The organism is Gymnodinialimonas sp. 57CJ19, from assembly GCF_038396845.1.
Classification (GTDB): Bacteria; Pseudomonadota; Alphaproteobacteria; order Rhodobacterales; family Rhodobacteraceae; genus Gymnodinialimonas.
The window spans coordinates 199306-223870 of record NZ_CP151587.1 but is presented as its reverse complement, the minus strand read 5'-3'; the positions used below and the strand labels follow the sequence as shown (position 1 = coordinate 223870).

Here is a 24565-nt window from a genome sequence, read left to right as displayed (position 1 = left end):
CCCGGCGCACGGAGCGGCGTTCAGAGGTAAGGAATTCCAGCGGGGGAGGTGCGATCAGCGCTTCCCCCTTTACGCATCGGCATCGGTCCGACTAGTATCAACCCATTCATGATCAACACGATTTCGGACCAGCGCCTTTATGACTGACACCCACGTCACATGCCCTAATTGCGGTTATGGCCACGACAACCTCCGAAAATCGACGCGGATGTTTGATTGCCCCGCCTGTGGCACAACGCTGTTCCGAGAGAATGAGACGGTCGCGCCGGTCGGCAATAGCGGCGAAATGCACGATTATCCGATGCTGTTCGGGATCGGCGACACTGTCCACGTCGATGGTCAGAAATACGTCATCCAAGGCCATGCGCGCTACGATTACGGGCGCGGAACATGGGACGAGATGTACGGAGAAAACAGCAAGGGCGAGGGCGCCTGGATCTCGATTGATGAGGGCGATGTCGTCGTCCAATACCCCTTCGAGGGCAATGCAGGCCCGCGCCGCAGTGACCCGCCCGCCGTGGGCACGAAGTTCAGCTATTCCAGCAAAGACTACGTCGTCACCGAAGCGGATACCGCCAAGTGCATCGCCGTGCGCGGGCAATTTCCCGAGCTGATCCAGGTCGATGACGAACACTATTTCATCAACGCCTCGGGGTCATCGGGGCAGCTTTTGTCCGGAGAGTTCTGGGAGGGCGGCCACCAATGGTATGATGGCGCGTGGCTTGATCCGTTCACGTTGAAAGTGGATCGCCAAGACGGGAGTTCTGGCCCATGACAAACGCGGCGGGGCTGGGATCAGTCAATTGCACCTCTTGCGGGGCCGGCCTGTCCGTATTGGGCGGTGGCCGCGTATTGTCCCACGTTTGCGGCTATTGCGGCGCGGTTCTGGACACGCAGGACGGCTACAAGGAAGTCGACAACATCGGCAAACGCAACCATCCCGACAGCCCCGTGCAGATCGGCATGGCGCTGACGCTGGAAGGGGTCGAATTCACCGTCATCGGCACGCTGGGCCTGGTTGAGCACTATGGGGGGCAGACGTGGAAGTGGGTGGAGCATCAGCTGTACTCGCCCACACACGGCTATGGGTGGCTGAATGTCGAAGACGGGCAGCTGACCTGGTCGCGTAAAGTGCGCGATTTCAACATGAATCATTGGTTGAGCGCCTCGACGGTCGAACGGTCCGAGGTGCCGCCAACGCGCACCTATAATGGCGAGAAGTACCGTTATTATGACATGGCGGTTGCTCAGATCGACTTCATGGAAGGCGAATTCAACTGGGTGCCCAAACTGGGTGACAAGAACACGGTCATCAACCTGCTTGGCCCTGACGGGATGCTGACGCTGGTCAAATCCCCGACCGAGCGTGAGGTGGAGTTTACCCGCCTTCTGCCCCGCGCCGAAACCGCCAAAGACCTTGGGTTTGAGGCATCCGCCCTTGGCGCGGTGGGCGATGTGCATCCTCTCACGCCCTATACGCCGCTGCCCGAAGAAGGGCTGTTGCGCAAGGTTCTGGGGCTTGTGGCCATTGTCGCCGCCGTACTTGGCTTGGTGTTCATGTTCTCGGGCGGGCGCGAGATCCTTGAGACGCCCTACAACGACGTCACCACCCTTCCGAGGTCGTTCGAGTTCCAGATCGACAACACCACGCAATTGGCGCAGGTGCAGTTCTTGAGCACGTTCAACAACCAATGGGCCACCCTGGGCACCGAAATTCGCGGCCCCGACGGCGTCGTCGTATTGTCTGGCGAGCGCACGATTTCCTATTATTCCGGCCGCTCCGGCGGTGAGAGCTGGTCCGAGGGCAGCCGCCGCAACACGTTCCGATTCCGCCCGTCACAGGCAGGCACCTACACGGCCTCGCTGGTGCAGACCCAAGGGTCGAACCCCGACCAAGGCACCGTGGCGCTGCGCGTGTCCCAAGGCAAGCCGACAGGCTTCTGGCTGCTTGGCCTTGCGATCATCGCGGGCATCGGGTGGCTGATCGTCACCGGACGCCGGGCGCTGCACACGAAACGCCGGTTCGCCGGCTCTGACTGGAATGACGACTGATGGCCCCAATTCGTCTTATCATCATCGGCGGCGCCGTTATCGCGCTACTTGGGGCCAGCTACCTTAGCTATTACGGCGTGGGCCGCGAAAGCCGCGACCTTACCGCCAGCGCACCCTCGGTGCGATCAGGATCAACAGGTTCGGGCGGCGGCTTTTTCGCCTTCGGTCGGATCAAGTAAACACCATTTTGCAACAGGAGCCTCTGCGCCATGCTTGAACAAATTATCCTCGCCGAGTTCATCTCGATGCTGTTTTACAGTGTCATCGGCATGCTGCTGATGTTCATCGCCTACAAGATCATCGAATTCATGTCGCCCTTCCCGATCGTCAAGGAAATCGAAGAAGATCAGAACACCTCGCTCGCCATCCTGATCGGGTCGGTGTTCGTAGCGATGGCGATCATCATCGCGGCCGTTATTCTTTCGTGAGCGAGACCACAGGGGGGCAGGCCGAGCCGGAGAACGGCGGGCTGACCCCGAAGGTTGCATGGCTGCTGGCAGCTACGTTTATCGTGGCCGTCGCGGGCCTGATCTATGAGCTGATTGCGGCCACGATATCCAGCTATCTGCTGGGGGATTCGATCCGCCAGTTCTCCTTCGTCATCGGCGTATTCCTCAGTGCCATGGGCGTGGGAGCCTGGGCGTCGCGCTTTGTGGGCGACGCATTGGCGGCCTTTGTGCGGGCTCAGATCGCCTTGGGGGCCATCGGCGGCGCGCTGGGGCCGGTGCTGTTTTTCAGCTACGCGATCTATGGCTCGGTCGGGTTGCCGCTCTATGGCGGGCTTGTGGCTATTGGGGTGCTGTCGGGGATGGAAATCCCCCTGATCAGCCGGGTGATGAAAGAGATCGGCGCGGCGGAATTTCGGTTTGAGAACGTCCTGACTGCCGACTACATCGGCGCATTGGCCGCGTCCCTGGCGTTCCCCCTGCTGATCGTGCCCAACCTGCCGCTGATGAGCGCGTCGCTTGCCTTCGGCATCCTCAACCTGCTGGTCGCAGGTTTCTCTCTCTACCTGTTCTCGGACCGCTTGGCGCGGGGCTTGTGGTGGGCATGGGGCGCGCTCCTCCTCGCTTCGCTCTTCGCATTTGGGATGAGTGAACGGATGGTGTCCGCCGTCGACGCAAGGCTCTTCCAGGATGAGGTGATCTTCTCGGAAACCACAGCGTACCAAAGCATCGTGATCACCCGGTTCGACGAGCGCTACCGCCTGTTTCTGGATCATTCGATCCAGTTCGATAGCCTTGATGAGCATCGCTACCACGAGGCGTTGGTGCATCCGGCAATGGGGCTTGTGGCAGACGCGCGGCGGGTGCTGGTTTTGGGCGGAGGCGACGGCATGGCGGTCCGAGAGGTGTTGCGCCATGAGGACGTGGAACATGTGACATTGGTGGACCTGGATCCCCGCGTCACCGAGTTGTTTGCGACGCACCCCGATCTGGTATCGCTTAACGATGGCGCTCTGACTGATCCGCGGGTTGAGATTGTGAACGCGGATGCCTGGGTCTGGGCCGCAGAGGCGGAAGGCACCTTCAATGTGATTATCGCCGACTTGCCGGATCCCAAGAGCATCGCGCTGAGCAAGCTCTATTCCCTCGAATTCTACGCCATGCTGACGGAGCGCTTATCGAGCCACGGCTTGCTAGTGACGCAAGCAGGATCGCCCACCTTCGCGACCGAAGCGTTCTGGATCACGGAAGCCACCCTCGCGGCCACACGCAACCCAATCGCGCCAGGAGAGACCCTGGAGACGGTGGCGTATCAAACCTACCTTCCGAGTTTCGGTAATTGGGGTTTCGTGATGGCGGGCCAAATGCTCCCCGCCACAGATCGCTCTCCAGAATTACCAGATGGGCTGCGGTATCTCACAGCAGACGTGTGGCGAGCGGCGCAGGCCTTCGGCGTGGATCAAGCGCGACCAGAGAATGTGCCCATCAATACGATCCAAGGACATCCACTGGTGGCCGCCTATCAACGCGGTTGGGAATATTGGTTCCGTTAACTGCCCGCCAGACGCTGACCGAGGAAGGGGGCCAGCCCCCTATGCCCCTCCCTAGAGAGGGGCATACCCCCGGAGGTGTATTTGCCAAGATGAAGGGAGCGGCCCCTCCGCCCGTGCGGCAGCGTATTCATTTGGGTCGGGTCAACCTGATGTTAACCTTAACATGCCAGAGTGGGGACGCGCCGATAGCTGGAGAGTGAAGCGGCGTCCAAGGTGAAGCCTCGGACCCCGGACACGCCGGTAGCCAATCCGGTAGAGCCAGGGCCGGGGTGGAGCTTGGTGCAGCGCGCGTGACCGGGCGCGCCTCCCTGCTTCATCTTGGCAAATACAACTCAATCCCAAAACCTGCGGCGGGCGCTGCGGTTTATTTTTAGCGCATGGTTTGCCCTAGCGTTCTTTGACGTAGGGCTCTCCCCCCGCACGGGGCGGGATAGCACGGCCGACGAAGCCTGCGAGGATCACGACCGTAAGGATGTAGGGTAGCGCTTGCATGAACTGCACCGGCACTGTGATCGAGAAGATCTCGATATTCTGGAACCGGTTGCCGACGGCATCCAGCAGGCCGAACAGGAGGCAGGCGTATAGGGCGTACCAGGGGCGCCATTTCGCGAAGATCAGGGCGGCGAGGGCGATGAAGCCACGCCCTGCGCTCATCTCTTTCACGAAGCCTGCGGAGAGGCCTGTCGCCAGATAGGCCCCGGCCAATCCGCACAATACGCCGCAGATTACGACGGCCGCATAGCGCAAGGCGACCACGGAGATGCCTGCGGTATCCACCGCACCCGGGTTTTCGCCCACAGCACGCAAGCGCAACCCGAAGCGGGTCCGATAGAGGACCCACCAGGAAAGCGGCACGATAAGCAGCGAGATGTAGACCAAGATTGAATGGCCCGAGATCAGCTCGGAATAGATTTGCCCCAGAGGCCCCAACTCGGCGATGTCGCGGATGCGCGATGCGGCGCCCGGTAGGACGACCTCGTTAAAACGGGAGGCCCCGGTCAGAGGCGGCGTGCGCCCCCCTTGCGAGAACCAGGTTTGCGCAATCACCACCGTCAGGCCGCTGGCGAGGAAGTTTAGCGCCACGCCCGAGATCAGTTGATTGCCCCGGAAGGTGATCGACGCCAGCCCGTGCAGGAGAGAGAGGACAATGGACGCCAAGATCCCCGCCCCGAGGCCGATCCAAACATTGCCCGTCGTGAAGGCGATTGCCGCCGAGAAAAACGCGGCCGCCAACATCTTGCCTTCCAGCCCGATATCGAAGATCCCCGCCCGCTCAGAGAATAGCCCGGCGAGGCAGGCCAGCAGAAGGGGTGTCGCAAGGCGCACCGTGCTGTCGAGCAATTGCAGGATGGTCATGAAATCCATGGGCTCAGCTCCGAGTAGTCGCAAGTTTGAAGGCGGCGAAGGTGAAGAACGCGCCCAGGGCGCCCTCGATATAGCGGCGGGTGTGGTGGTAGGCGCGGCGCGCAGGCGTCGCTGACAGCGCCAGCGCCCAAGCGGCATGGCAGGCGAAGGAAATCACCCACATGGACGCCATGAACAGGCCAATCACCCACAGCGGCGCGTTTGCCGTGGCCCCGACGCCCGCGATGGCCAGCCAAAAGGCGATGGCTTTCGGGTTCGTGATTTGCAGCAGATAGCCCTTGGCAAACAGGGCAGGCGCAGTTTGGCGTTTCACCTCGATCGCCGCGATCTTCGGCGGGTGAAGCGCCTTTCTGAACGCACCATAGGCCAGATAGAGCAGATAGGCAGACCCAAAGACCCGTAGCGCCATCATCGCCCAAGCGGCTTGGCTCAGGATCAGGCCGACGCCCGTAATCGTCAGCAGGTTGATCGTGGCCGACCCCGTGGCGATGCCCGCACAGGCGATCAGCCCGGCACTGCGCCCTTGCCCCACGGAAATGCCCATCAACATCGCCACAGCCGGCCCCGGAGAGGAGGCGCCGACAAGCAAGATGCCAGAGGCAATGGCGAAGGCGGGCAAAAAGGGGAGGAGCGTTTCCATCATGTCAGCCCCGGCGCCGCATTGCGCGGAAAAGTTTTTCCATCGGCATCCGAACCATATTGTCCAACGCGCCGGTGAACAGGATCACGAGGGCCTGGATCACCAGGATCATCTCTCGGTTGACGGCGGGCATCTCGAACGCCAATTCAGCGCCGCCTTGGTAGAGCATTCCAAACAGCAGCGCGGCAAGGCATATGCCAATGGGGTGCGAACGGCCCATAAGCGCCACGGCGATGCCCACGAAGCCCGCGCCGCCGACGAAATCCAGCCGCAGCTGCTCACTTTCGCCCTGCACGGCATTGACCGCCATAAGACCCGCCAAACCGCCTGAAATCAGCATGGCGATCATGGTGATCTTGACGGGGTTGATCCCGGCATAGACGGCAGCGGTTTCCGAATGGCCAAAGGCACGGATCTCGTACCCCAGTTTCGTGCGCCAGATCAGCAGCCAGACGCCCACAGCGGCAAGCAGCGCCAGAAAGAAGCTGACGTTCAGGGGGGTCGAGGCGCGAAAGCCCAGAAAGCCTGCGAATTCCCCTGCATTGGGCAGGTGGGTGGCCTCGGGGAAACGAATGCTGGCCGTTTCAGCCGAGCCGGGGATCGTGAAGACGTTGTTGAGCACATAGATCATCAGCGACGCAGCGATAAAGTTGAACATGATCGTGGTAATCACGATGTGGCTGCCGCGTTTGGCTTGCAGATAGGCCGGGATTGCGGCCCAAGCCGCGCCACAAAGGGCGGTCAGCACAATGGTGCCCAACAGCGCAAGCGACCAATGGGGCCAAGGGATCAGAAGGCAGGCAACCGCCGCGCCGATGCCCGCCACATAGGCCTGACCTTCGCCGCCAATGTTGAACAGGCGGGCGTGGAAGGCCACGGCCACGGACAGGCCGGTGAACATGAAGTTCGTCGCATAAAACAGCGTGTAGCCCCAGCCATAGGCCGAACCAAACGCGCCGTTAATCATGATCGTCATGGCGCGAAACGGGTTCTCGCCGATCAGGGCCACAACGGCCCCGGACACGATCAGCGCAAGGATGATCGAGATCAGCGGGATCAGCGTCACATCGGCCCACATGGGCATCCCGCCCGAGGTGGTCTTGCCAGAGCCGAAGAAAATACGCTCGATATAGGTGGTTTCGGCCATGTTACGCAGCCCCCTTGCTGTCGTTCACACCGGCCATCAACAGGCCGAGATCACCTTCGTTGGTTTCATCGGGCAGACGCTCGCCGCTGATTTCGCCGTCAAACATCACGGCGATGCGGTCGCTGAGACCGAGGATTTCATCCAGCTCCACACTCACCAACAGCACGGCCTTGCCGGCATCGCGCAGGGCGATGATCTGCTTGTGAATGAACTCGATCGCGCCGATATCAACGCCCCGCGTGGGTTGGCCGACCAGCAGCAATTCGGGCTGGCGGTCCATTTCGCGGGCGACCACGATCTTTTGCTGGTTCCCGCCCGAGAAGTTCCGCGCCGGAAGCCGGGGGTTGGGGGGGCGCACGTCGTACCGCTCCATCTTCTCGGCGCAATCGGCTTTGATTGCCGCGTTGTTCATCAGCATCCCCGATTGGTATTTCGGGTCGTGGTGGTAGCCAAAGGCCACGTTTTCCCAGGCCTCATAGGGCATGATCAGCCCTTCGACCTGACGATCTTCCGGCACATGGCCGATGCCACGGGCACGGCGGCTTTGACCGTTGCTGTAGCGGCCCGTGATGTCGATCGGTTCGCCGTGAAGCGTGATCTCGCCCGAGGTCGCGGGGATCATGCCGCCAAGCACCTCCAGCAGTTCGGACTGACCGTTGCCTGCCACGCCCGCGATACCCAAAATCTCTCCGGCACGGATCTGGAACGAGATGCTTTTGACCCGTTCCACCCCGGTTGCGTCCACCACGCGCAGGTTCTTCACGTCCAGCACAACGTCGCCCACAGACGGCGGGGCTTTGTCCACCTCCAGCAGCACTTTGCGGCCCACCATCAGCTCCGCCAATCCAGCGGGTGAGGTCTCGGCGGTCTTCACCGTCGCCGTCATCTCGCCCCGGCGCATGACCGACACGGTGTCGGTGACATCCATGATCTCGCGCAGTTTGTGGGTGATGAGGATGATCGTCTTCCCCTCTTCCTTCAGACGTCCCAGGATGCGGAACAACTGGTCCGCTTCGGCCGGGGTCAGCACCCCTGTGGGTTCATCGAGGATCAGGATTTCGGCCTGACGATACAACTGCTTGAGGATTTCGACCCGCTGCTGGTGGCCAACGCTCAGGTCTTCGACAATCGCATCCGGGTCCACGTCCAGCCCGTATTCCGTGGCCAGTTCCGTCAGGATGCGCCGCGCCTTGCGCAGGGAAGGCTGCAACATGGCGCCATCCTCGGCGCCAAGCACCACGTTTTCCACGACGCTAAAATTCTCGACCAGTTTGAAGTGCTGGTGCACCATCCCGATACCGGCGCGAATGGCGGCCTGGCTGTCGGGGATATGGGTATGTTTGCCGTTGATCCAGATCTCGCCCGCATCTGCTTTGTAGAAACCGTAAAGGATCGACATCAGCGTTGATTTGCCCGCGCCGTTTTCTCCGACGATCCCGTGGATCGTGCCCTTGGCCACTGAAATAGAGATGTCTTTATTTGCTTGAACCGGTCCAAAGGCCTTGGAAATGCCTTTGAGTTCAATAGCCGGAGAGGGGGCAGGTGCCGTCATGCGCGCGGTCCTTGGCAAGAAAGGAGACGGGCCGCGTCCGGATGGGGCGCGGCCCGAATTGGTGCGGAAAGGTCGGGCCGCAAAGGGCCCGACAATCCGGTGCTTACTGCATCTCGACGGGGCAGGAGCCGTCGTCGGTGTAGTTGTGAACCGAAATTTCGCCCGCGATGATCTGCTCGCGCGCCGCGTCAACGGCTGCGATCATCTCTTCTGTGACCAGCTCTGCGTTGAACTCGTCCATCGAGTAGCCGACGCCGTTTTCGGCAAGGCCATAAACGAAGATGCCGGGCTCAATGGAATCGGCGTTGGTGAAGCTGTCATAAACAGCCACGTCCACGCGCTTGACCATGGAGGTCAGGACCGAACCGGGGTGCAGGTAGTTCTGGTTGGCGTCAACGCCGATGGACAGGATGCCTTCGTCCGTCGCGGTTTGCAGAACGCCCAAGCCGGTGCCGCCTGCGGCGGCGAACACAACGTCAGAGCCTTGGCCGATCTGACCGCGCGTCAGCTCGCCACCGCGTACCGGGTCGTTCCAAGCGGCAGGCGTTGTGCCTGTCATGTTGGCGATAACCGTCGCATCGGGGTTAGCCGCAACCGCGCCTTGGGCATAGCCACAAGCGAAGCGAGAGATCAGCGGGATGTCCATGCCGCCGACGAAGGAAACCGTGCCGGTTTCCGACGCCATGCCGGCCATCATGCCCACAAGGTACGACCCTTCATGCTCGGAGAAGATGATGGATTGGACGTTTGGCGCGTCAACCACACCGTCGATGATGACGAAGGTGGTGTCAGGGTAGTCAGGTGCCACAACTTCCAGCGCAGAGGCCTGGCTGAAGCCCGCCATCACGATGGGGTTGGAGCCCGCCTCGGCCAGGCGGCGCATGGCTTGCTCGCGCTGAGCGTCGTTCTGAAGCTCGATCTCACGGTAGGTGCCGCCGGTTTCCTCGGCCCAACGCTCGGCACCGTTGAAGGCGCTTTCGTTGAACGAGCGGTCAAACTTGCCGCCAAGGTCAAAGATGATCGCAGGGCCGTCGGCCAGAACGCCGGTGGCTGTAATGGCAAGCGTGGCGCAAGCGCCGAGCAGGGTTTTCATCATGGTCATAGGGTCGTCTCCCAGGTCAGGTTACGGGGCGCATATTATCGGGCCTTATCGTGGCCTTGCGTCCCCAATCACGTGGTCCTCCGCCGGTTGGCGGAATCCTCATGGGGAATAAGGGCAAAGGGTGACCGGGGGGTCAAGCCGATTCCGCTAAACAAGGGGTGTGAAAGCGCCGCTTTACGCTACGTGCCTGCAGGTAGGGTAGTGGCCATAAGCACGGCATCGCTGCGGCTGCCATCGGGATGGGCGTAGTAGCCTTTGCGTCGGCCTGTGCGGTCGAATCCCGCTGCGGCGTAAAGCGCCAAGGCTGGGGCATTGTGGGCATCAACCTCTAGAAAGACCTGCGATACCCCCCGTTGTGATGCGGCGAGGAGGGCTTGCCCGAGGAGCCGTTGGCCCTCGCCTTGCCCGCGCAGGGCCGGATCGACCACAATCGTCAACACCTCCGCTTCCGGCGCAATCACTTGCAGGATCGCGAAACCCGCTTCGGTACAGGCCAGCAGCGTCGTGGGTTTGTCCAGAAGTTGCGTCAGCTCTGCTTCCGACCAGCCGCGCGGGAAACTTGCGGCGTGAAGCGCTGCCATGCGTGCCGGGGTCATGGGTTTCACAGGATCGTCGGCCCCTGTTCGCGCGACGGGGCCGCGTCGGCGGGCTTGATATAAAGCGGCGCGGGCCGAGGTTGCGGCGTCGCAAGCCGTTCCGCTGCGATGTGGGCAATGGCAGAGGCGGGCGCAAAGGCGGCGGGGGCATGGGGGATGCCAAGGGCCTGCGAGAGTTCCGGTGAGTCCTGCCCGATCAGCGTGATCCCCGGTGTGATCCAATCGGCCATGTCCGCCTTCGCGATCATCGTCGCAGGCCGTGCCACGCTGTCTCCGAAGCTTTGCACGTAGGCCATGTCGCGGGGCGCGTTGATCGTGGCAAGGCAGGGCCGGGGCGCGCCGTAGGCCAGTGCATCCAGAAGGCTCACCCCAATCGCAGGCACCCCAAGGGCCAGTGCCATTCCCCTTGCCGCCGAGACCGAGATGCGAATTCCGGTGAAATTCCCCGGCCCGATGCCCACACCCACGGCGTCGAGTTCAGGCAAGCCTACCTCCGCCTCGCGCAAGGTTTGCTGGATCAGGGGCATCAAATGTTCGGCCTGACCCTTCTTCATGTCGACGTAATGAGCGGCACAAACGTCCCCGTCGCGCAAAAGCGCGGTTCCGAGCCACGGGCCAGAGGTATCAAAAGCGAGAATAACAGGATGCGCCATGGCAGCGGCTTAGCCGCTGTTGCCCTTGCCTTGCAAGCGGAGGCTAAGTCGAAGGGCAGGGCGGTGCGCGGCGGGCCTGTGTGCGGCCCGCCCACGCGTATGTCTTCAGGTGTTAACGGGGCGCACTTCCACCACTTCAGGAATGTAGTGGCGCAGCAGGTTCTCGATCCCCATTTTCAGGGTCAGTGTGGACGAGGGGCATCCGGCACAAGCACCCTGCATATGCAGGTAAACCACGCCGCGATCGAAGCCGTGGAATGTGATGTCGCCGCCGTCTTGGGCCACGGCGGGGCGCACGCGGGTATCCAGCAGGCTTTTGATCTGGCCGACGATTTCACCGTCTTCCCCGGAATGCTCGGCGTGGCCGCCAGCGGCTTGCTCATCACCCTTCATTACGGGGTCGCCCGACTGGTAATGCTCCATGATTGCGCCAAGGATGGCGGGCTTCACATGGTCCCACTCCACCGCTTCGGCCTTGGTCACCGTCACAAAGTCGGTGCCGAAGAACACGCCTGTCACGCCTTCAACCGCAAAGATTCGCGATGCGAGAGGCGATTTCCCCGAGGTCTCGGAAGTCGGGAAATCAGCGGTACCCATTTCCAGCACGGACTGGCCGGGCAAGAATTTCAGGGTCGCGGGGTTCGGCGTGGATTCGGTTTGAATGAACATGGGGGCATATCCTTACTGGTTGTGTCAGATATGCGACCGGTAGGGCGCAGAGTCAAGTGACTTGGAATCATTCTAAAGTGGAAATTCTGTGATCGCAGAGCTGCCGTCGCGAACGATATCCTGATTTCAGGTAATCGCTTCCAACTGCTCTTTGCTCAGCTCCACCGGTACAATCGTCAACGGCGCGGGCAGGTTGCCCGCCATCTTCGTCATCGCCGTCACCAGCGGCCCCGGCCCGCCTTTGCCCGAGTTCGCCCCCAGCACCAGCACGCCGATTTCCTTGTCGGCCTCGATATGGGCAAGGATCTGCTCTTCCGGCACGCCTTCGCGGATCACCAGGGTCGGATCAATGTCTTGCTTGTCGCGCATCCACTTGGCGAAGACGTTGAAATGCGCCTCGATCCGTTCGCGAGCCTCGGCGCGCATGATGTCACCAACGCCGATCCAGTGGTTGAATTCATCGGGCGGGATCACCGACAGGATTTCCACCCCGCCGCCGGTATTATGGGCGCGCATGGCGGCAAATCGCATGGCGTTCAGGCATTCACGGGTGTCATCGAGGACGACGAGAAATTTACGCATGAGCTTGGTCCCTTTTCCGAGGACCGACCATGACGATTGCAGCCGCGCCTGTCTAGCGGTTTACGCGGCCGAACTCGCCCAATCCCAGTACAGTTGCCGGGCTCGCTTGGTGATGGAGCCGTGCTGATAATGGGTCCCGTCAAATTCAAGAACCGGTGTCACTTTGTTGAGGTTACCGGACATGAACACCTCATCGGCGGCGCGGAAATCATCAAAGGTCAGCACCGCTTCATGGACGGTCACGCCATCGGCACGCAGGTTGGAGATGTGGCGCTGGCGGGTGATCCCATTGAGGAAGGTACCGTTGGGCACGGGGGTAAAGACCTCTCCGTCGCGGGCCATGAAAATGTTCGCCGTGGCGGTCTCGGCAACGTTGCCAAGGGCATCGGTCACCAGCGCATTGTCATAGCGTTTGGCGCGGGCCTCCATCAGCATCCGCGCATTGTTGGGGTATAGGCATCCGGCCTTGGCATCCAGAACAGCGGTGGCCAACACGGGGCGGTGGAATTGCGTTGTCGCCAGCCGGGAGGCTGCATCGGGCGCCGCCATGGGAACTTCTTCAAGGCACATGAAGAACCCGGCTTCTGTCTCGGCTGGAATGATCCCGTAGGGGCCGCCATCAATGCCAAAGAAGTTCGGGCGCACGTAGACCGCAACGTCCTTGGGGTAGCGGCTGAGCCCTTCCCAAGCGATGTCGAAAACCTCTTGCCCCGTCAGGCCGGGGTTGAGGGACAGCGCACGGGCCGAGCGGACGACCCGTTCACAATGGGCCAAGAGATCGGGCGCCAGGCCGTTTACATAGCGGGCGCCGTCAAAGACCGTCGTGGCCTGCCAGGAGGCATGGTCACCGGCCCGAATGACGGGCACATCGGCATCGTGCCAAGCGCCGTCGAAGTAAGTTTTGATGTTGGTTCCAATGGCCATCGAAGTTCCCCCAAATGAGTTGGGGGGAACGTAAGCCGAGCTTAGACCGAAGGTCCAGAGGTGAAGCCCATCTGGTAGTCCATGCTAACCCCTTTGGGGGCGGCAGAATGTGCGGTCGCCCGCGCGCTCTTGTGTTCTGTGCGGGCTGGTTTGGCCTGCTTAGGACGGACGGTCGTGGCGGTGGCCGCGATACGGTCTGTCACATGGGTAGAGTCGGTGCGATTATCGAGACGCCTGTTCATACAGTTCCCCTAAAATGGATAGCGATGTCTGGTTTTGCTGCAATCTTATATGCAGCGACTTGAGTTAATGTCCAGTTAACGAATTGAAATCGATAGCCGAAGACCGAAAAACGACGCCACGTAATGGGCTTTCGCCGCCCTTAGCCGGCCCGTTTCAGCCTGCCATCGGCCAACATTTCCTTGGTTTCGGCCACGTAATCGCGGATCGACAGGGGCGCGTTTACCATCGTCAAATTGCCCTCTGCATCCGTTGGCCATTCATCCCTTGGGTGATCGACGTAAAGCTCCACCCCGTTGCCATCGGGGTCGCGCAGATAGACCGCCGCAGACACGCCGTGGTCGGCAGCCCCGTCAAAGGGAATACCGGCCTCCGCAACCCGTTGGATAACATCGGACAAGGCAACGCGATCGGGGTAGAGGTAGGCGCCATGGTACAGCCCACTATGCCCCGGAGGTGGCGGTGCGGCACCCCGGCTTTCCCACACATTCAGCCCGATATGGTGGTGATACCCGCCCGCGCCCAAAAACGCGGCGCTGTTGCCCATGCGCAAGGTCACCGGAAACCCAAGGACGCCCTCGTAGAACGCGATGGCGCGGTCAAGATCCGCCACCTTCAAGTGAATATGGCCGACGCGGGTGCCGGCAGGGGCTATGGCAGTCATCGTGGTCTCCTTCGGATCGCCCAAAGGTGTGGGCGATGGGGCGAAGGAGCAAGCGCCATGGGCGCACAGGTTCTGCGCTTAACTGCGCAGCATCCCGACGATGTCGTAGGTCTTCTCTAGGATCGGCACCGTGATCTCCCGCGCCCGCTCGGCGCCACGGCCAAGGATGCGGTCGATCTCGGCGGGGTCATCCATCAGCCGGGACATCTCGTCGGAGATCGGAGACAGCTTTGCCACCGCCAGATCCGCCAAAGCCACCTTGAAGTGGCCAAACAACGCGCCCGCGTGCTCATCCAGCACGACTTGCGGATCAATATCCGCCAGAGCGGCGTAGATGTTCACCAGATTGCGGGCATCGGGGCGATCGGCCAGACCAGCCACCGCATCGGGCAGAGGGTCCGGGTCCGTCTTGGCCTTCTTGATCTTCTTGGCAATCGTATCGGCGTCGTCGGTCATGTTGATGCGTGTCTTGTCGGCCGGGTCGGACTTCGACATCTTCTTGGTGCCGTCTTGCAGGTTCATCACGCGCGTCGCGGCACCCTCAATCACCGGCTCGGTGATGGGGAAGAAATCAACGCCGTAGTCGTGATTGAACTTGGCGGCGATATCGCGCGTCAGCTCCAGATGCTGTTTCTGGTCATCGCCCACGGGAACATGGGTGGCATGATAGATCAGAATGTCCGCCGCCATCAGCGCCGGATAGGCCAACAACCCAAGAGAGGCCCCTTCCGTATCCTTGCCGGATTTGTCTTTCCACTGGGTCATGCGGTTCATCCAGCCCATGCGGGCGACGCAGTTGAAAATCCAGGCAAGTTGCGCGTGTTCCGGCACTTGGGATTGGTTGATCAGGATGGATTTCTCAGGGTCCACACCAGACGCAAGGAAGCCTGCGCACAGCTCGCGCGTGTTGTTGCGCAACTCATCGGGGGACAGAAGGCGCGCCGTGATGGCGTGCATGTCGACCATGCAGAAAATCGTTTCGTGGGTGCCAGCATCCTGCGTTTGGGCAAAGCGTTTCAACGCGCCCAGATAGTTACCAAGGGTCAACCCGCCCGAAGGCTGGATGCCCGAGAATGCCCGTGGTTTGAACTGTGTCTCGGCCATGGTCGTCGTCCCTTGAAACGCTTGAATAATTGCGCCGGCCCTACTGGCCAATCAGCGCCATCGGGCTTACCCATGAGGGCACGGATCGTCAACCAAGGGACCGTTGCCATGGACCAAAACAACACCTCGCCGTTCAACGCGCTGCCCCCTGTGGTTGTGGCCCTTGCGGTGGTGATTTTCGGGCTGGAGATCATGTTCCAAGCCGCCACTGCGGGATTTCTGGGCGGCCAGGGCGGCGTCGGCTGGCGATTGGCAGCGATCCAGGATTACGCCGTGTTGAACGCGGTCTGGGATTGGATGACCTCCACCGGGCAATATCCGGCGGGGCATCTGGTGCGCTTCATTGCTTACCCGCTGATCCACGGCAGCTTTATCCACGCGGCCTTTGTGGTGGTGTTCATCCTCGCCCTCGGCAAGATGGTGGCCGAGGTCTATTCGGTCGCGGCCTTCCTTGCCGTCTTCTGGTTCTCTTCCGTCATGGGGGCGCTTGGCTTCGTGATTTTCACCAACAGCGAGTACCCGTTGCTCGGCGGCTACCCCGGCGTTTACGGGCTAATCGGCGCGTTTACCTTCTTGGTTTGGATGCGGGCCGAGGCCGAGGGCACGGGGCAGATGCGCGCGTTCTCCTTGATTGGGGTGCTCTTGGCGATCCAACTGCTGTTTGGCCTGATCAACGGAGAGTTCGGCAACGTCGTGGCCGATTTCTCGGGGTTCGTGACGGGGTTGGCCCTGTCGTTTGTGGTCAGCCCCGGCGGTTGGCGTCGCATGTTGTCGCGGTTGCGTCAGCGGTAATGGATTGAGGAAAGACACAAGCATGAAGCTATTTCTGAGCGCGGCATTGGCCGCAGGTGCCATAGCCACACCCGTAGTGGCGCAAAACGCCGATGCGCTGCGGGCGCAGTTGTCTGGCCAGGTGCTGAACCTGCGCGGCTATGACGACGCGAACCAACGCACCGGGGAAACCGTGCGGTTGCAATTGTATGATAGCGGCGCGGCGCGGGTCCGTTTCAACGCCTTTGAGGGCGACGAGGGCATGGAGGGCTGGATGCTGTGGCGGGTCAGCCCAAGCGGGCAATTCTGCACGACCTTTGCCGTGCAGGATGCCCGTGGCGCGCTTCGTCCCGATGACGAGGAAGACTGCCTGGACTTCCGCCTGGACGGCAACCGCATTGGCCTGAACTTCTACGGGAGCACCGGCAACATCGACCGTTACTCGGGCACTTTGCGGCCCATGTGATCGGGGCCTAGTGGCCCCGCATGGTGCCGCGAAGCTCGCGCAGGTTGAACGCACCGAAAAGGCGGGCGAAGCCGAAGTAGCTGACAAGGCCAAGGGCCACCAAAAGCGCCAGCGCCACGTAGCGAAGGCCCGGTTCACCAAAGAACGGGCCAAGCATCAGGGCGCTGGCAAATAGCACGATCCCCATCGCGACCGAAGCCGCGCAGATGCGCCAGATCCGGGTTCGGAAACGGTCGTCGAATTGCGCCACGTCGCCCAAACCGCGCCGCCCGCGTGAAAGCAACCCTACCATAACCCAAGCTGCCGCCGTGGTGGCAATGGCCGCCCCCAGAAAGCCGATGAAGACCGACAGACCGATCGCCACAAGGGCGTTCACGAACATCGCTACCAACGCATAATGAAACGGCCGGCGGGTGTCTTCGCGGGCGAAGTAAACCGGTTGCAGCACCTTTTGCAGCACGAAGGCCGGCAGGCCAAATGCATAGACCGTCAGCGCCAGCGCCGTGGCTGCGGTATCGTCAGAAGTGAACTCTCCGCGCTCGAACAGGACCGAGACCAGCGGCACCGAGATGACCGCCAAGGCCACCGCCGCCGGAATGGTGAGGGCCATCGACAGCTCTCCGGCGCGAGAGAACGCGAAACGCCCGCCTGCGTCATCTCCCGCCCGCAGACGGCGCGACAGGTCGGGCAGCAGCACGATGCCAATGGCGATGCCCACGACGCCCAAGGGCAGCTGATACAGACGGTCGGCGTAGTAGAGCCACGCAATCGCGCCCTCAAAATAGCTCGCCACGAACCGCCCCACCAACAGGTTTACCTGCACTACGCCCCCCGCCAGCATGGCAGGCAGGGCGATCAGGGCCAGTTTGCGCATGTCGGGCGTCAGGCGCGGCAGGCGCAGGTTGATCCGATATCCTTCCCGGTACACGGCGAACCAGACCAGCGCCATTTGCGCGATCCCCGCCACGGGCACCGCCCATATGAGGGCGCGGCCATAGGCCTCGGCCGGGTCCACAAGGGTGGTCATCTTGCCGTCCGGCACCGACCATGACACCCCAAGAAGCACCCCCACGAGAATGATATTCAGCAGCACCGGCGCGGCGGCGGCGGCGGCGAAACGCCCCGTGGCGTTCAACATGCCCGAGAACAGCGCCGCGAGAGAGATGAACAGGATATAGACGAAAGCGATGCGGCCATAATCGACGGTCAGGGGAAACCTCTCATCCCCCGCGAAACCGCCCGCCATGGCCAGCACCAGCCAAGGCATGGCGAGCTGCGCCACAAGGGTCAGAACGATCAGGATCGAGGCAAGGCCCGAGAAGGCATCTTGCGCAAATCCTTCCGCATCCGAGCCGTCTTCCACCTTCTTGGAGAACATCGGCACAAAGGCGGTGTTGAACGCGCCTTCGGCAAAGAAGCGGCGGAACATGTTCGGCAGGGCAAAGGCGATCAGGAACGCTTCGGCCACGGGGCCCGCGCCTAGAAACGCGCCGATCAGGATGTCACGGGCAAAGCCGAAGATACGGCTGGCCAATGTCCAGAAGCCGACGGTGAAAATCCCGCGCATCATGCGGATCGGCTTGGCGCTGCCGCTTGGCGTGGTTGGGCGGGCGGGCTCCACTACGCGCCAGCCCGTTCTGCAACCCGTGCAATGGCGTCGCGCAATTTCTTCTCCAACGCGGCACGGCGCGGTACGGAATGCAGCTTCAACCCGAACATATCCTTCACGTAGAAAGTATCCACGACCTGTACACCGTAGGTCGCGATGGTGGCCGAAGAGATGTAGATATTCGCCGCCGCCAGTGTTTTGGTCAGGTCATATAGCAGACCGGGACGATCCCGGGTATCGACCTCGATGATCGTGTAGATCTCAGACCCTTCGTTATCGAAAGTGATCGTTGTGGGCACATCGAAGGGGCGTTCACGCTTTTTGATCTTGTCGCGTTTTTCCATTGCTTCCGAGGCGACGACTTCGCCGCGCAGGGTCTTGCGGATCATCGAAGTCAAACGCGGCAGACGCGCCTTTTCGTAGGGGTGGCCATCGCCATCCTGCACCCAGAACACCGCCGTGGCGTAGCCATCTTTCGACGTATAGGTCCGCGCGTCCACCACATTGGCCCCCACAAGGCTGATCGCGCCCGCAAGGCGGGAGAAGATGCCGGGGTGATCGGCCAGCGCAAAGCAAATCCGCGTGGCGTCGCGGTCTTCGTCTTGCTTGGTGTCGATTTTGATCTCGGTTGCTTTCAGGCCGCTGAGCATCTTGGCGAAGGTCATCTGCGTTTGCAGATCTAGCCCCTGCCAATAGGGGCCATAGTGGCGGTCCACTTCGGTCTTGATGGCGGCCTTCTTCCAGTCCTTCAGGGCGGCGCGCAGGCGTTTCTTGGCCTCGCCCTCCAATTGTTCCCGGTTGAGATCTTCGAGCCCGGTTTCCAAAGCCATCGCGGTAGAGCTGTGCAGTGCCCGGATCAGCGTCGCTTTCCAGTTGTTCCAGGTGTTTGGCCCAACGCCGCGAATATCGCACACGGTCAAAACGGTCAGCAGATCCAGCCGTTCGCGTGTTTTTACCGCCTTGGCAAAGTCGCGCACGGTGCGCGGGTCCGCGATATCGCGTTTCTGTGCCATGTCGGACATCAACAGATGGTAGCGGACCAGCCATTCAACGGTTTCGCATTCCGCTGGTTTCAGCCCCAATCGGGGCGCGATGCTACGCGCCATGCGCGCGCCGAGGATCGAGTGATCCTCGTTCCGGCCCTTGCCGATATCATGGAGCAGGCAAGCCACGAACAGCACCTTGCGATTGACACCGCGCTTGAGCACGCCCGAGACCAGGGGCAGTTCCTCGACCAGTTCCTCGCGTTCGATCTGGGCCAGCGTCGAGACGACCTGAATCGTATGCTCGTCCACGGTGTAGCTGTGGTACATGTTGAACTGCATCATCGCCACGATATGGGCGAATTCCGGCATGAAGGCGGCCAGAACGCCAAGCTCGTTCATCCGGCGCAGGGCGCGTTCCGGGTTGCCGTGCTTCAACATCAGGTCAAGGAAAATCCGGTTGGCTTCCTTGTTACGGCGCATCGTGTCGTCGATCAGATCCAGCCGTGCGGTCGCTTCGCGCATGGCGTTGGGGTGGATCAGGTAGCCGGTGCGCAGGCCTTCTTCAAACAGCCGCAAGATGTTCAGCGGGTCTTCAAAGAACGTCTCGGGGGACTGGATATCAAGGCGGTTCTGGCGCAGGGCATAGCCGGGCTTCAGGCGCTTGCGGCGGGTCACGCCGCGCAGAAACCCAAGAATGGCCGGTTCCTGCTTCACGTGGCGGGCTTCCAGTTCGGTCAGGAAGATGCGCGTCAACTCGCCCACTTGGGTGGCATGAAGGAAGTAATCCTGCATGAAATGTTCCACCGCGCGGCGGCCCGAGTGGTCCTCGTAGCCGAGGCGTTCAGCCACTTCGACTTGCATGTCAAAGCTCAGGACATCCTGGGCCCGACCCGCAATCAGATGCAGATGGCAGCGCACGGCCCAAACGAACCGCTCGGCGGCGTCGAAGGCTTGGAATTCTTCGGGGTGGAAAACATCAAGCTCCACCAGTTCCGCCGCCTTGACGACGTTGTGTTCATACTTCGCGATCCAATAGAGTGTCTGCAAATCCCGCAGACCGCCTTTGCCTTCCTTGACGTTCGGTTCCACCACGTAGCGCTGACCGCCCTGCTTCTTGTGACGGGTGGCGCGCTCTTCCAGCTTGGCCTCGATGAACTCGCCGGTGGTGCCGTCGAACAATTGCTCACGCAGGGTGGTTTGCAGTTCAGCGCTCAGCTGTTCATCGCCGCTCAGGTGGCGCATCTCCAGAAAGGTCGTGCGGATCGTGTAGTCTTCCCGCCCCAAGCGCAGGCAATCCTTGATGGTCCGAGAGGAATGCCCAACCCTCAGGCGCAAATCCCAAAGCATGTAGAGCGTGCTTTCGATGATGCTTTCGATCTTTCCCGTCACTTTCCAAGGGGTCAGGAACAGCAGGTCCACATCAGAGAAAGGGGCCATTTCGGCACGGCCATAGCCGCCCACGGCCATAACGGCGATCCGTTCGGCCTCCGATTGGATGTTGGTGGGGTGAAGGTAGGTCTGGGCGACACGCAATACCTCGGTCACCAGCACGTCGGTTAGATAGGCGTAGGACCGGGTCGCCCGACGCGCGGCAAGGGGCTGTGCGGTGATCGCCGCGGCCAAGGCCGCCCGCGCGGATTTCTGGGCGTCTGCCAGCGCGGCCACCGTGGCGGCGCGAACGGCGCTGGCGCCTTTGGCATCAAGGCAAGCGGCATCTATGCGCGCGGCCACGGCCGATCGGTCAATAATCTCGTCTCCGGGCAGCAGAAGCGTACCCGGAGAGGAAGCAGCGGAAAGGCTTGGATTTAGCGGCCGGTCAGAAGCCGGCACCGCCAAGTCTGCTTGGGGCAGGGTCAATGACATTTACCTGTTGGTTTGCAATCTCGGCCACGGCCAATGCCCGTTCGATTGTGCCGTTGTTAAGGAAGCGGAACGCGCCGCCGGAACCGTCAATCTGGCCTGCCGCAATCAGATCCGCAGACCCCATACGGCCCGAAGCTGCTGTTGCTGCAATGGCGCGGATGGCGTCATAGCCAAGCCCGCCAAGGGTATGGGGCGCGCCCCCGTTTACAGCGGCGTAGCGAGCATTGAAGCTGGCCGTGGCGTTGGGGTCTGGCAGCGCAAACCAACCACCTTGCAAGCCGGTGAATTGAAGCGTTGCGGGTGGGATATCCCAACGGGTCAGGCCCATCATTTGAATGCTGGAGGTATCCAACCCATTCTCGGGCAGAAGCTGTGCGAACAACGGCAAGGCACCGGCGCTGTTGGACGACAGGAGAATGGCGTTACCACCAGAGCGCACCGCAGACACGACCTGTGGCACGGCGTTCACCACGCCATTCTGGCTGAACTCGTAAGGAACGGTTGCTGTGATCGTCGCGCCGGACCGGGAAGCTGCACTGCGCACGGCGTCGCGGGCAACCTCACCGGCCAGGTTGTTGGCGTGAACCAGCACGATATTGCCGCGGCCTTGGCGGGCCGAATAGGTCACGATTCGCGAAGCGGTGTTGGCAAACGTGTGGCCGAGCACGAGGACGTTGCCGCCCGCGATCTCGGTGTTGTTGGAGAAGCTTAGAACCGCGATGTTGGAGTTCGCGACAGCCACACCCACAGCCGCGGCCGCATCGGACCGAAGCGGGCCCACGATGACGTCGGCGCCCGCCGACACGGCCTCTTGGGCGCGGGTGGCCGCGGTCGCCGCGTTACCTGCGGTGTCGTAAACGGTGATCTCAATCGTCGCGGACCCGGCAACATCGGCCGCGGCCAGACGTGCGGCGTTTTCCAGACTGCGCGCCAACAGGGCGTCCCCGCCCGAGCCGCTGACGGGCAAAAGCATTGCGACCTCAACGGTTTGGCCGACACGCGGCCCCGTTCCGAGCCCAATAGGGCCGCCGCCGATCTGACAGGCCGTGAGGACAAAAGACAAAAGAAGGGCGACCAACGCGCGCAGCGGGTTGCGAAGTGTGCTGAAACCGGAAACCATAGGATGAAGGCCCTCCCCAAGAGGCATAACAGAAATAGACGTGGCGAGAGGCCCGCAGATGCACGCTACGGCGATAATCCGTTCAAGTAAACGCAACACCCGATGCCGCATGCCCCTCGGCTTGGCTAATGGACCGGAATGCCGGGCCATTTCAATGGGAGAGGACCGCATTGTTTCACCGCAGGCGGAGGCACGCCCATGAGCGTGGCCATTTCCATCGCCCCCGGCCTGCATTTTGTGGCCACGCCCATTGGCTCGGCCCGTGATATCACCCTTCGTGCCCTGGATGTGTTGCGCGGGGCGGATGTCATTGCCGCCGAAGACACGCGAACGGCCCGCAAGCTGATGGAAATTCACGGCGTGCCGGTCAACGGCCGCCCGATGATTCCCTACCACGACCACAATGGCGCAGAGGCGCGGCCCCGTGTGTTGGGCGCGTTGGATAAGGGTCTGTCCGTGGCCTATGTCTCCGAGGCGGGCACGCCCTTGGTCGCCGATCCCGGCTATCAATTGGGACGCGCTGTGATTGATGCGGGCTATTCGGTATTTTCCGCCCCCGGCCCGTCGGCCGCACTGGCTGCCTTGACGGTGTCGGGCCTTGCATCGGATCGGTTCTTGTTCGCGGGCTTTGCGCCGAGCCAGACGGGCGCTCGGGCGAAGTGGCTCAACGGCCTCGATGCGGCGGGGGCCACGGTGATCGTCTATGAAAGCCCCAAACGCATTCACCGAATGTTAGGTGAATTGTGCGAGGCTCTGGGCGATGATCGAGAGGTGGCGATTTGCCGGGAACTGACCAAACGTTTCGAAGAAGTGATACGCGGCACCTGTGGACAGGTCCGAGAGTTGCTGGCGGACCGTACGTTGAAGGGCGAAATCGTGGTGGTGATCGGCCGCGCCACAGCCCAGACCCCATCGGAACAGGATGTGGAAACGGCCCTGACCATAGCGTTGGAAGACATGCCGCTGAAAGCCGCGTCAAACCATGTGGCCGAGATGTTGGGGATGTCCAAACGGGACGTGTATCAACTGGGGCTGCGGCTGAAAAACGGCGGCTAAGGGGGCAGGCGTCCTATCTCAAGGGCAAAGCCGCAGAAGACAGTGCGTTGCGTGTCTACCTTGATCATGGCCACCGGCTTGTCGCCCGCCGCTGGCGCGGCCCCGCCGGTGAAATTGACCTGATCCTTGAAAAAGACGGAGAAGTTGTTTTCGTCGAGGTGAAATGCTCCAGCACCCATGCCCGCGCGGCTGAATCCCTGACAAGACGCCAGATCGGGCGCCTCCTGCGTAGCGCGGAACACTGCCTTGGTACCTTCCCCAAGGGACTGGCAACACCGATGCGGTTTGACGTGGCCCTGATTGATGGGCAGGGCCGTTTCGACGTGATCGTGAACGCGCTCTCTGCTTGATCCCCCATTGCACCTGCGCCCTTGGCGCGTCACATAAAGGGCCAGAGCCAATACCGGAGGGGCAGATATGTTGATCGCGTTTCAGATGGATCCGATTGAAGACGTTGATATTGACGCGGATTCGACGTTCCGATTGGCGGAAGAGGCACAGGCCCGTGGCCACGAGCTGATGGTCTACACCCCTGACGATCTCTTCTACCGCGAAGACAAGGTCTGCGCCCGCGTCCGCCGCATCACTGTTCAGCGCGAGAAGGACGCCCATGTCACGGCCCAAACCGCCGAGATTGTGGATTTGGCAGAGGTAGATGTGATCTGGCTGCGCCAGGACCCGCCGTTCGACATGGGGTACATTACCACGACGCATTTGCTGGATCGCCTGCGCGGTAAGACATTGGTGGTGAATGATCCATTCTGGGTGCGTAATTCACCAGAGAAACTGTTGGTGCTCGACTATCCCGATCTGACCCCGCCCACGATGATCGCCCGCAACATCGACATGTTGAAGGCGTTCAAGGAAGACCACGGCGACGTGATCCTGAAGCCGCTTTATGGCAACGGCGGCGCGGGTGTGTTCCGCCTGACGCCTGAGGACCGTAACCTGAATTCTCTGCATGAGCTGTTTACCGGCATCAATCGAGAGCCGTTGATCATGCAAAAGTTCCTGCCCGACGTGTCGGCAGGCGATAAGCGGGTGATCTTGGTGGACGGGGAGCCGGTCGGTGGCATCAACCGCGTGCCCGCCAAGGGGGAGGTGCGCTCTAACATGCATGTGGGCGGCAAGCCGGAGGCCACGGCCCTGACAGAGCGAGAGAAAGAGATTTGCGCCATCATCGGTCCCCGCCTGAAAGAGATGGGGCAGGTGTTTGTCGGTATCGACGTGATTGGCGGTTGGTTGACCGAAATCAACGTGACCTCGCCGACGGGTATTCAGGAGTTGGAGCGGTTCGACGGTGTGAACATTGCCGCGAAGATCTGGGAAGCGATCGAGGGGCGTGTTGCCGCGATGGCGTGAGACGCGCCTTCGGCACGGGGTTTTGCATGGCGCCTTCGGCGTG

The 24565-nt window shown here is 61.6% G+C and carries 24 protein-coding genes and 1 pseudogene; 10 read left to right on the top strand and 15 right to left on the bottom strand.

Annotated features, from left to right (window positions below):
- The first annotated feature begins 139 nt into the window (after window positions 1-139).
- Genes AADW23_RS01120 through AADW23_RS01100 form a run of 5 tightly spaced genes read left to right on the top strand, consistent with a single transcriptional unit; the run spans window position 140 to window position 4051 of the window.
- Window positions 140-775, top strand: coding sequence for a DUF4178 domain-containing protein (locus AADW23_RS01120; protein ID WP_341862690.1), 636 nt, complete (start codon window positions 140-142; stop codon window positions 773-775).
- Complete coding sequence (locus tag AADW23_RS01115; RefSeq protein WP_341862689.1) at window positions 772-2052, top strand: DUF4178 domain-containing protein; 1281 nt, start codon at window positions 772-774, stop codon at window positions 2050-2052. The genes AADW23_RS01120 and AADW23_RS01115 overlap by 4 nt, the downstream gene beginning before the upstream one ends.
- Complete coding sequence (locus tag AADW23_RS01110) at window positions 2052-2231, top strand: hypothetical protein (protein ID WP_044006330.1); 180 nt, start codon at window positions 2052-2054, stop codon at window positions 2229-2231. The genes AADW23_RS01115 and AADW23_RS01110 overlap by 1 nt, the downstream gene beginning before the upstream one ends.
- 30 nt (window positions 2232-2261) lie before the next feature.
- Complete coding sequence (locus AADW23_RS01105; RefSeq protein ID WP_341862688.1) at window positions 2262-2480, top strand: DUF350 domain-containing protein; 219 nt, start codon at window positions 2262-2264, stop codon at window positions 2478-2480.
- Window positions 2477-4051, top strand: coding sequence for a polyamine aminopropyltransferase (locus AADW23_RS01100; RefSeq protein WP_341862687.1), 1575 nt, complete (start codon window positions 2477-2479; stop codon window positions 4049-4051). The genes AADW23_RS01105 and AADW23_RS01100 overlap by 4 nt, the downstream gene beginning before the upstream one ends.
- Window positions 4052-4438: 387 nt before the next feature.
- Here AADW23_RS01100 and AADW23_RS01095 read toward each other — a convergent pair whose 3' ends face one another.
- The 12 genes from AADW23_RS01095 to trpS form a co-directional block, all read right to left on the bottom strand.
- Complete coding sequence (locus AADW23_RS01095; RefSeq protein WP_341862686.1) at window positions 4439-5416, bottom strand: ABC transporter permease; 978 nt, start codon at window positions 5414-5416, stop codon at window positions 4439-4441.
- Between the two features lie 4 nt (window positions 5417-5420).
- Complete coding sequence (locus AADW23_RS01090; RefSeq protein WP_341862685.1) at window positions 5421-6059, bottom strand: LysE family translocator; 639 nt, start codon at window positions 6057-6059, stop codon at window positions 5421-5423.
- A 1-nt stretch (window position 6060) separates the two neighbouring features.
- Window positions 6061-7140 (bottom strand): ABC transporter permease, encoded by a 1080-nt coding sequence (locus AADW23_RS01085; RefSeq protein WP_341864367.1) that lies wholly within the window; start codon window positions 7138-7140, stop codon window positions 6061-6063.
- 64 nt (window positions 7141-7204) lie between these two features.
- A complete protein-coding gene (locus AADW23_RS01080) occupies window positions 7205-8755 on the bottom strand; it encodes an ABC transporter ATP-binding protein (RefSeq protein ID WP_341862684.1) in 1551 nt (516 codons plus the stop codon).
- Window positions 8756-8858: 103 nt separating this feature from the next.
- Window positions 8859-9857 carry a BMP family ABC transporter substrate-binding protein gene (locus AADW23_RS01075; RefSeq protein ID WP_341862683.1) on the bottom strand — a complete coding sequence of 333 codons (999 nt, stop codon included), beginning with the start codon at window positions 9855-9857 and terminating at the stop codon, window positions 8859-8861.
- Between the two features lie 179 nt (window positions 9858-10036).
- Window positions 10037-10453, bottom strand: a complete 417-nt coding sequence (locus tag AADW23_RS01070; RefSeq protein WP_341862682.1) for a GNAT family N-acetyltransferase — start codon at window positions 10451-10453, stop codon at window positions 10037-10039.
- Window positions 10454-10458: 5 nt separating this feature from the next.
- Window positions 10459-11106: a tRNA (adenosine(37)-N6)-threonylcarbamoyltransferase complex dimerization subunit type 1 TsaB gene (gene tsaB / locus AADW23_RS01065; RefSeq protein ID WP_341862681.1), complete on the bottom strand. Its 648-nt coding sequence runs from the start codon at window positions 11104-11106 to the stop codon at window positions 10459-10461.
- A gap of 105 nt (window positions 11107-11211) precedes the next feature.
- Window positions 11212-11775, bottom strand: coding sequence for a NifU family protein (locus AADW23_RS01060; protein ID WP_341862680.1), 564 nt, complete (start codon window positions 11773-11775; stop codon window positions 11212-11214).
- Window positions 11776-11901: 126 nt separating this feature from the next.
- Entirely contained in the window at window positions 11902-12357 is a 456-nt protein-coding gene (locus AADW23_RS01055) for a universal stress protein (protein WP_341862679.1), read from the bottom strand.
- A 60-nt stretch (window positions 12358-12417) separates the two neighbouring features.
- Complete coding sequence (locus AADW23_RS01050; protein WP_341862678.1) at window positions 12418-13281, bottom strand: branched-chain amino acid aminotransferase; 864 nt, start codon at window positions 13279-13281, stop codon at window positions 12418-12420.
- A 382-nt stretch (window positions 13282-13663) separates the two neighbouring features.
- Window positions 13664-14185: a VOC family protein gene (locus AADW23_RS01045; RefSeq protein WP_341862677.1), complete on the bottom strand. Its 522-nt coding sequence runs from the start codon at window positions 14183-14185 to the stop codon at window positions 13664-13666.
- 78 nt (window positions 14186-14263) lie between these two features.
- On the bottom strand, window positions 14264-15289 hold the full coding sequence (gene trpS / locus AADW23_RS01040; protein WP_341862676.1) for a tryptophan--tRNA ligase: 1026 nt from the start codon (window positions 15287-15289) through the stop codon (window positions 14264-14266).
- Window positions 15290-15397: 108 nt separating this feature from the next.
- On the opposite strand from trpS, the gene AADW23_RS01035 reads away from it, so the two are divergent.
- Both AADW23_RS01035 and AADW23_RS01030 read left to right on the top strand, forming a co-directional pair.
- Window positions 15398-16081, top strand: a complete 684-nt coding sequence (locus tag AADW23_RS01035) for a rhomboid family intramembrane serine protease (protein ID WP_341862675.1) — start codon at window positions 15398-15400, stop codon at window positions 16079-16081.
- A gap of 22 nt (window positions 16082-16103) precedes the next feature.
- Window positions 16104-16526 (top strand): hypothetical protein, encoded by a 423-nt coding sequence (locus tag AADW23_RS01030; protein WP_341862674.1) that lies wholly within the window; start codon window positions 16104-16106, stop codon window positions 16524-16526.
- A 7-nt stretch (window positions 16527-16533) separates the two neighbouring features.
- Here AADW23_RS01030 and murJ read toward each other — a convergent pair whose 3' ends face one another.
- The 3 genes from murJ to AADW23_RS01015 are packed head-to-tail and all read right to left on the bottom strand — an operon-like array spanning window position 16534 to window position 22104.
- A complete protein-coding gene (murJ, locus tag AADW23_RS01025) occupies window positions 16534-18096 on the bottom strand; it encodes a murein biosynthesis integral membrane protein MurJ (RefSeq protein WP_341864366.1) in 1563 nt (520 codons plus the stop codon).
- A 50-nt stretch (window positions 18097-18146) separates the two neighbouring features.
- Window positions 18147-20984: a [protein-PII] uridylyltransferase gene (locus tag AADW23_RS01020; protein ID WP_341862673.1), complete on the bottom strand. Its 2838-nt coding sequence runs from the start codon at window positions 20982-20984 to the stop codon at window positions 18147-18149.
- On the bottom strand, window positions 20938-22104 hold the full coding sequence (locus tag AADW23_RS01015) for an ABC transporter substrate-binding protein (RefSeq protein WP_341862672.1): 1167 nt from the start codon (window positions 22102-22104) through the stop codon (window positions 20938-20940). The genes AADW23_RS01020 and AADW23_RS01015 overlap by 47 nt, the downstream gene beginning before the upstream one ends.
- Window positions 22105-22302: 198 nt before the next feature.
- Here AADW23_RS01015 and rsmI point away from each other — a divergent pair, with 198 nt between their 5' ends.
- The 3 genes and pseudogenes from rsmI to gshB all read left to right on the top strand — a co-directional run bounded on the left by rsmI (window position 22303) and on the right by gshB (window position 24522).
- A complete protein-coding gene (gene rsmI, locus AADW23_RS01010; protein WP_341862671.1) occupies window positions 22303-23160 on the top strand; it encodes a 16S rRNA (cytidine(1402)-2'-O)-methyltransferase in 858 nt (285 codons plus the stop codon).
- 44 nt (window positions 23161-23204) lie between these two features.
- Window positions 23205-23510, top strand: a pseudogene (locus tag AADW23_RS01005) (YraN family protein); the annotation flags it as partial.
- A 67-nt stretch (window positions 23511-23577) separates the two neighbouring features.
- Window positions 23578-24522, top strand: a complete 945-nt coding sequence (gshB, locus tag AADW23_RS01000; protein ID WP_341862670.1) for a glutathione synthase — start codon at window positions 23578-23580, stop codon at window positions 24520-24522.
- Window positions 24523-24565: the final 43 nt, after the last annotated feature.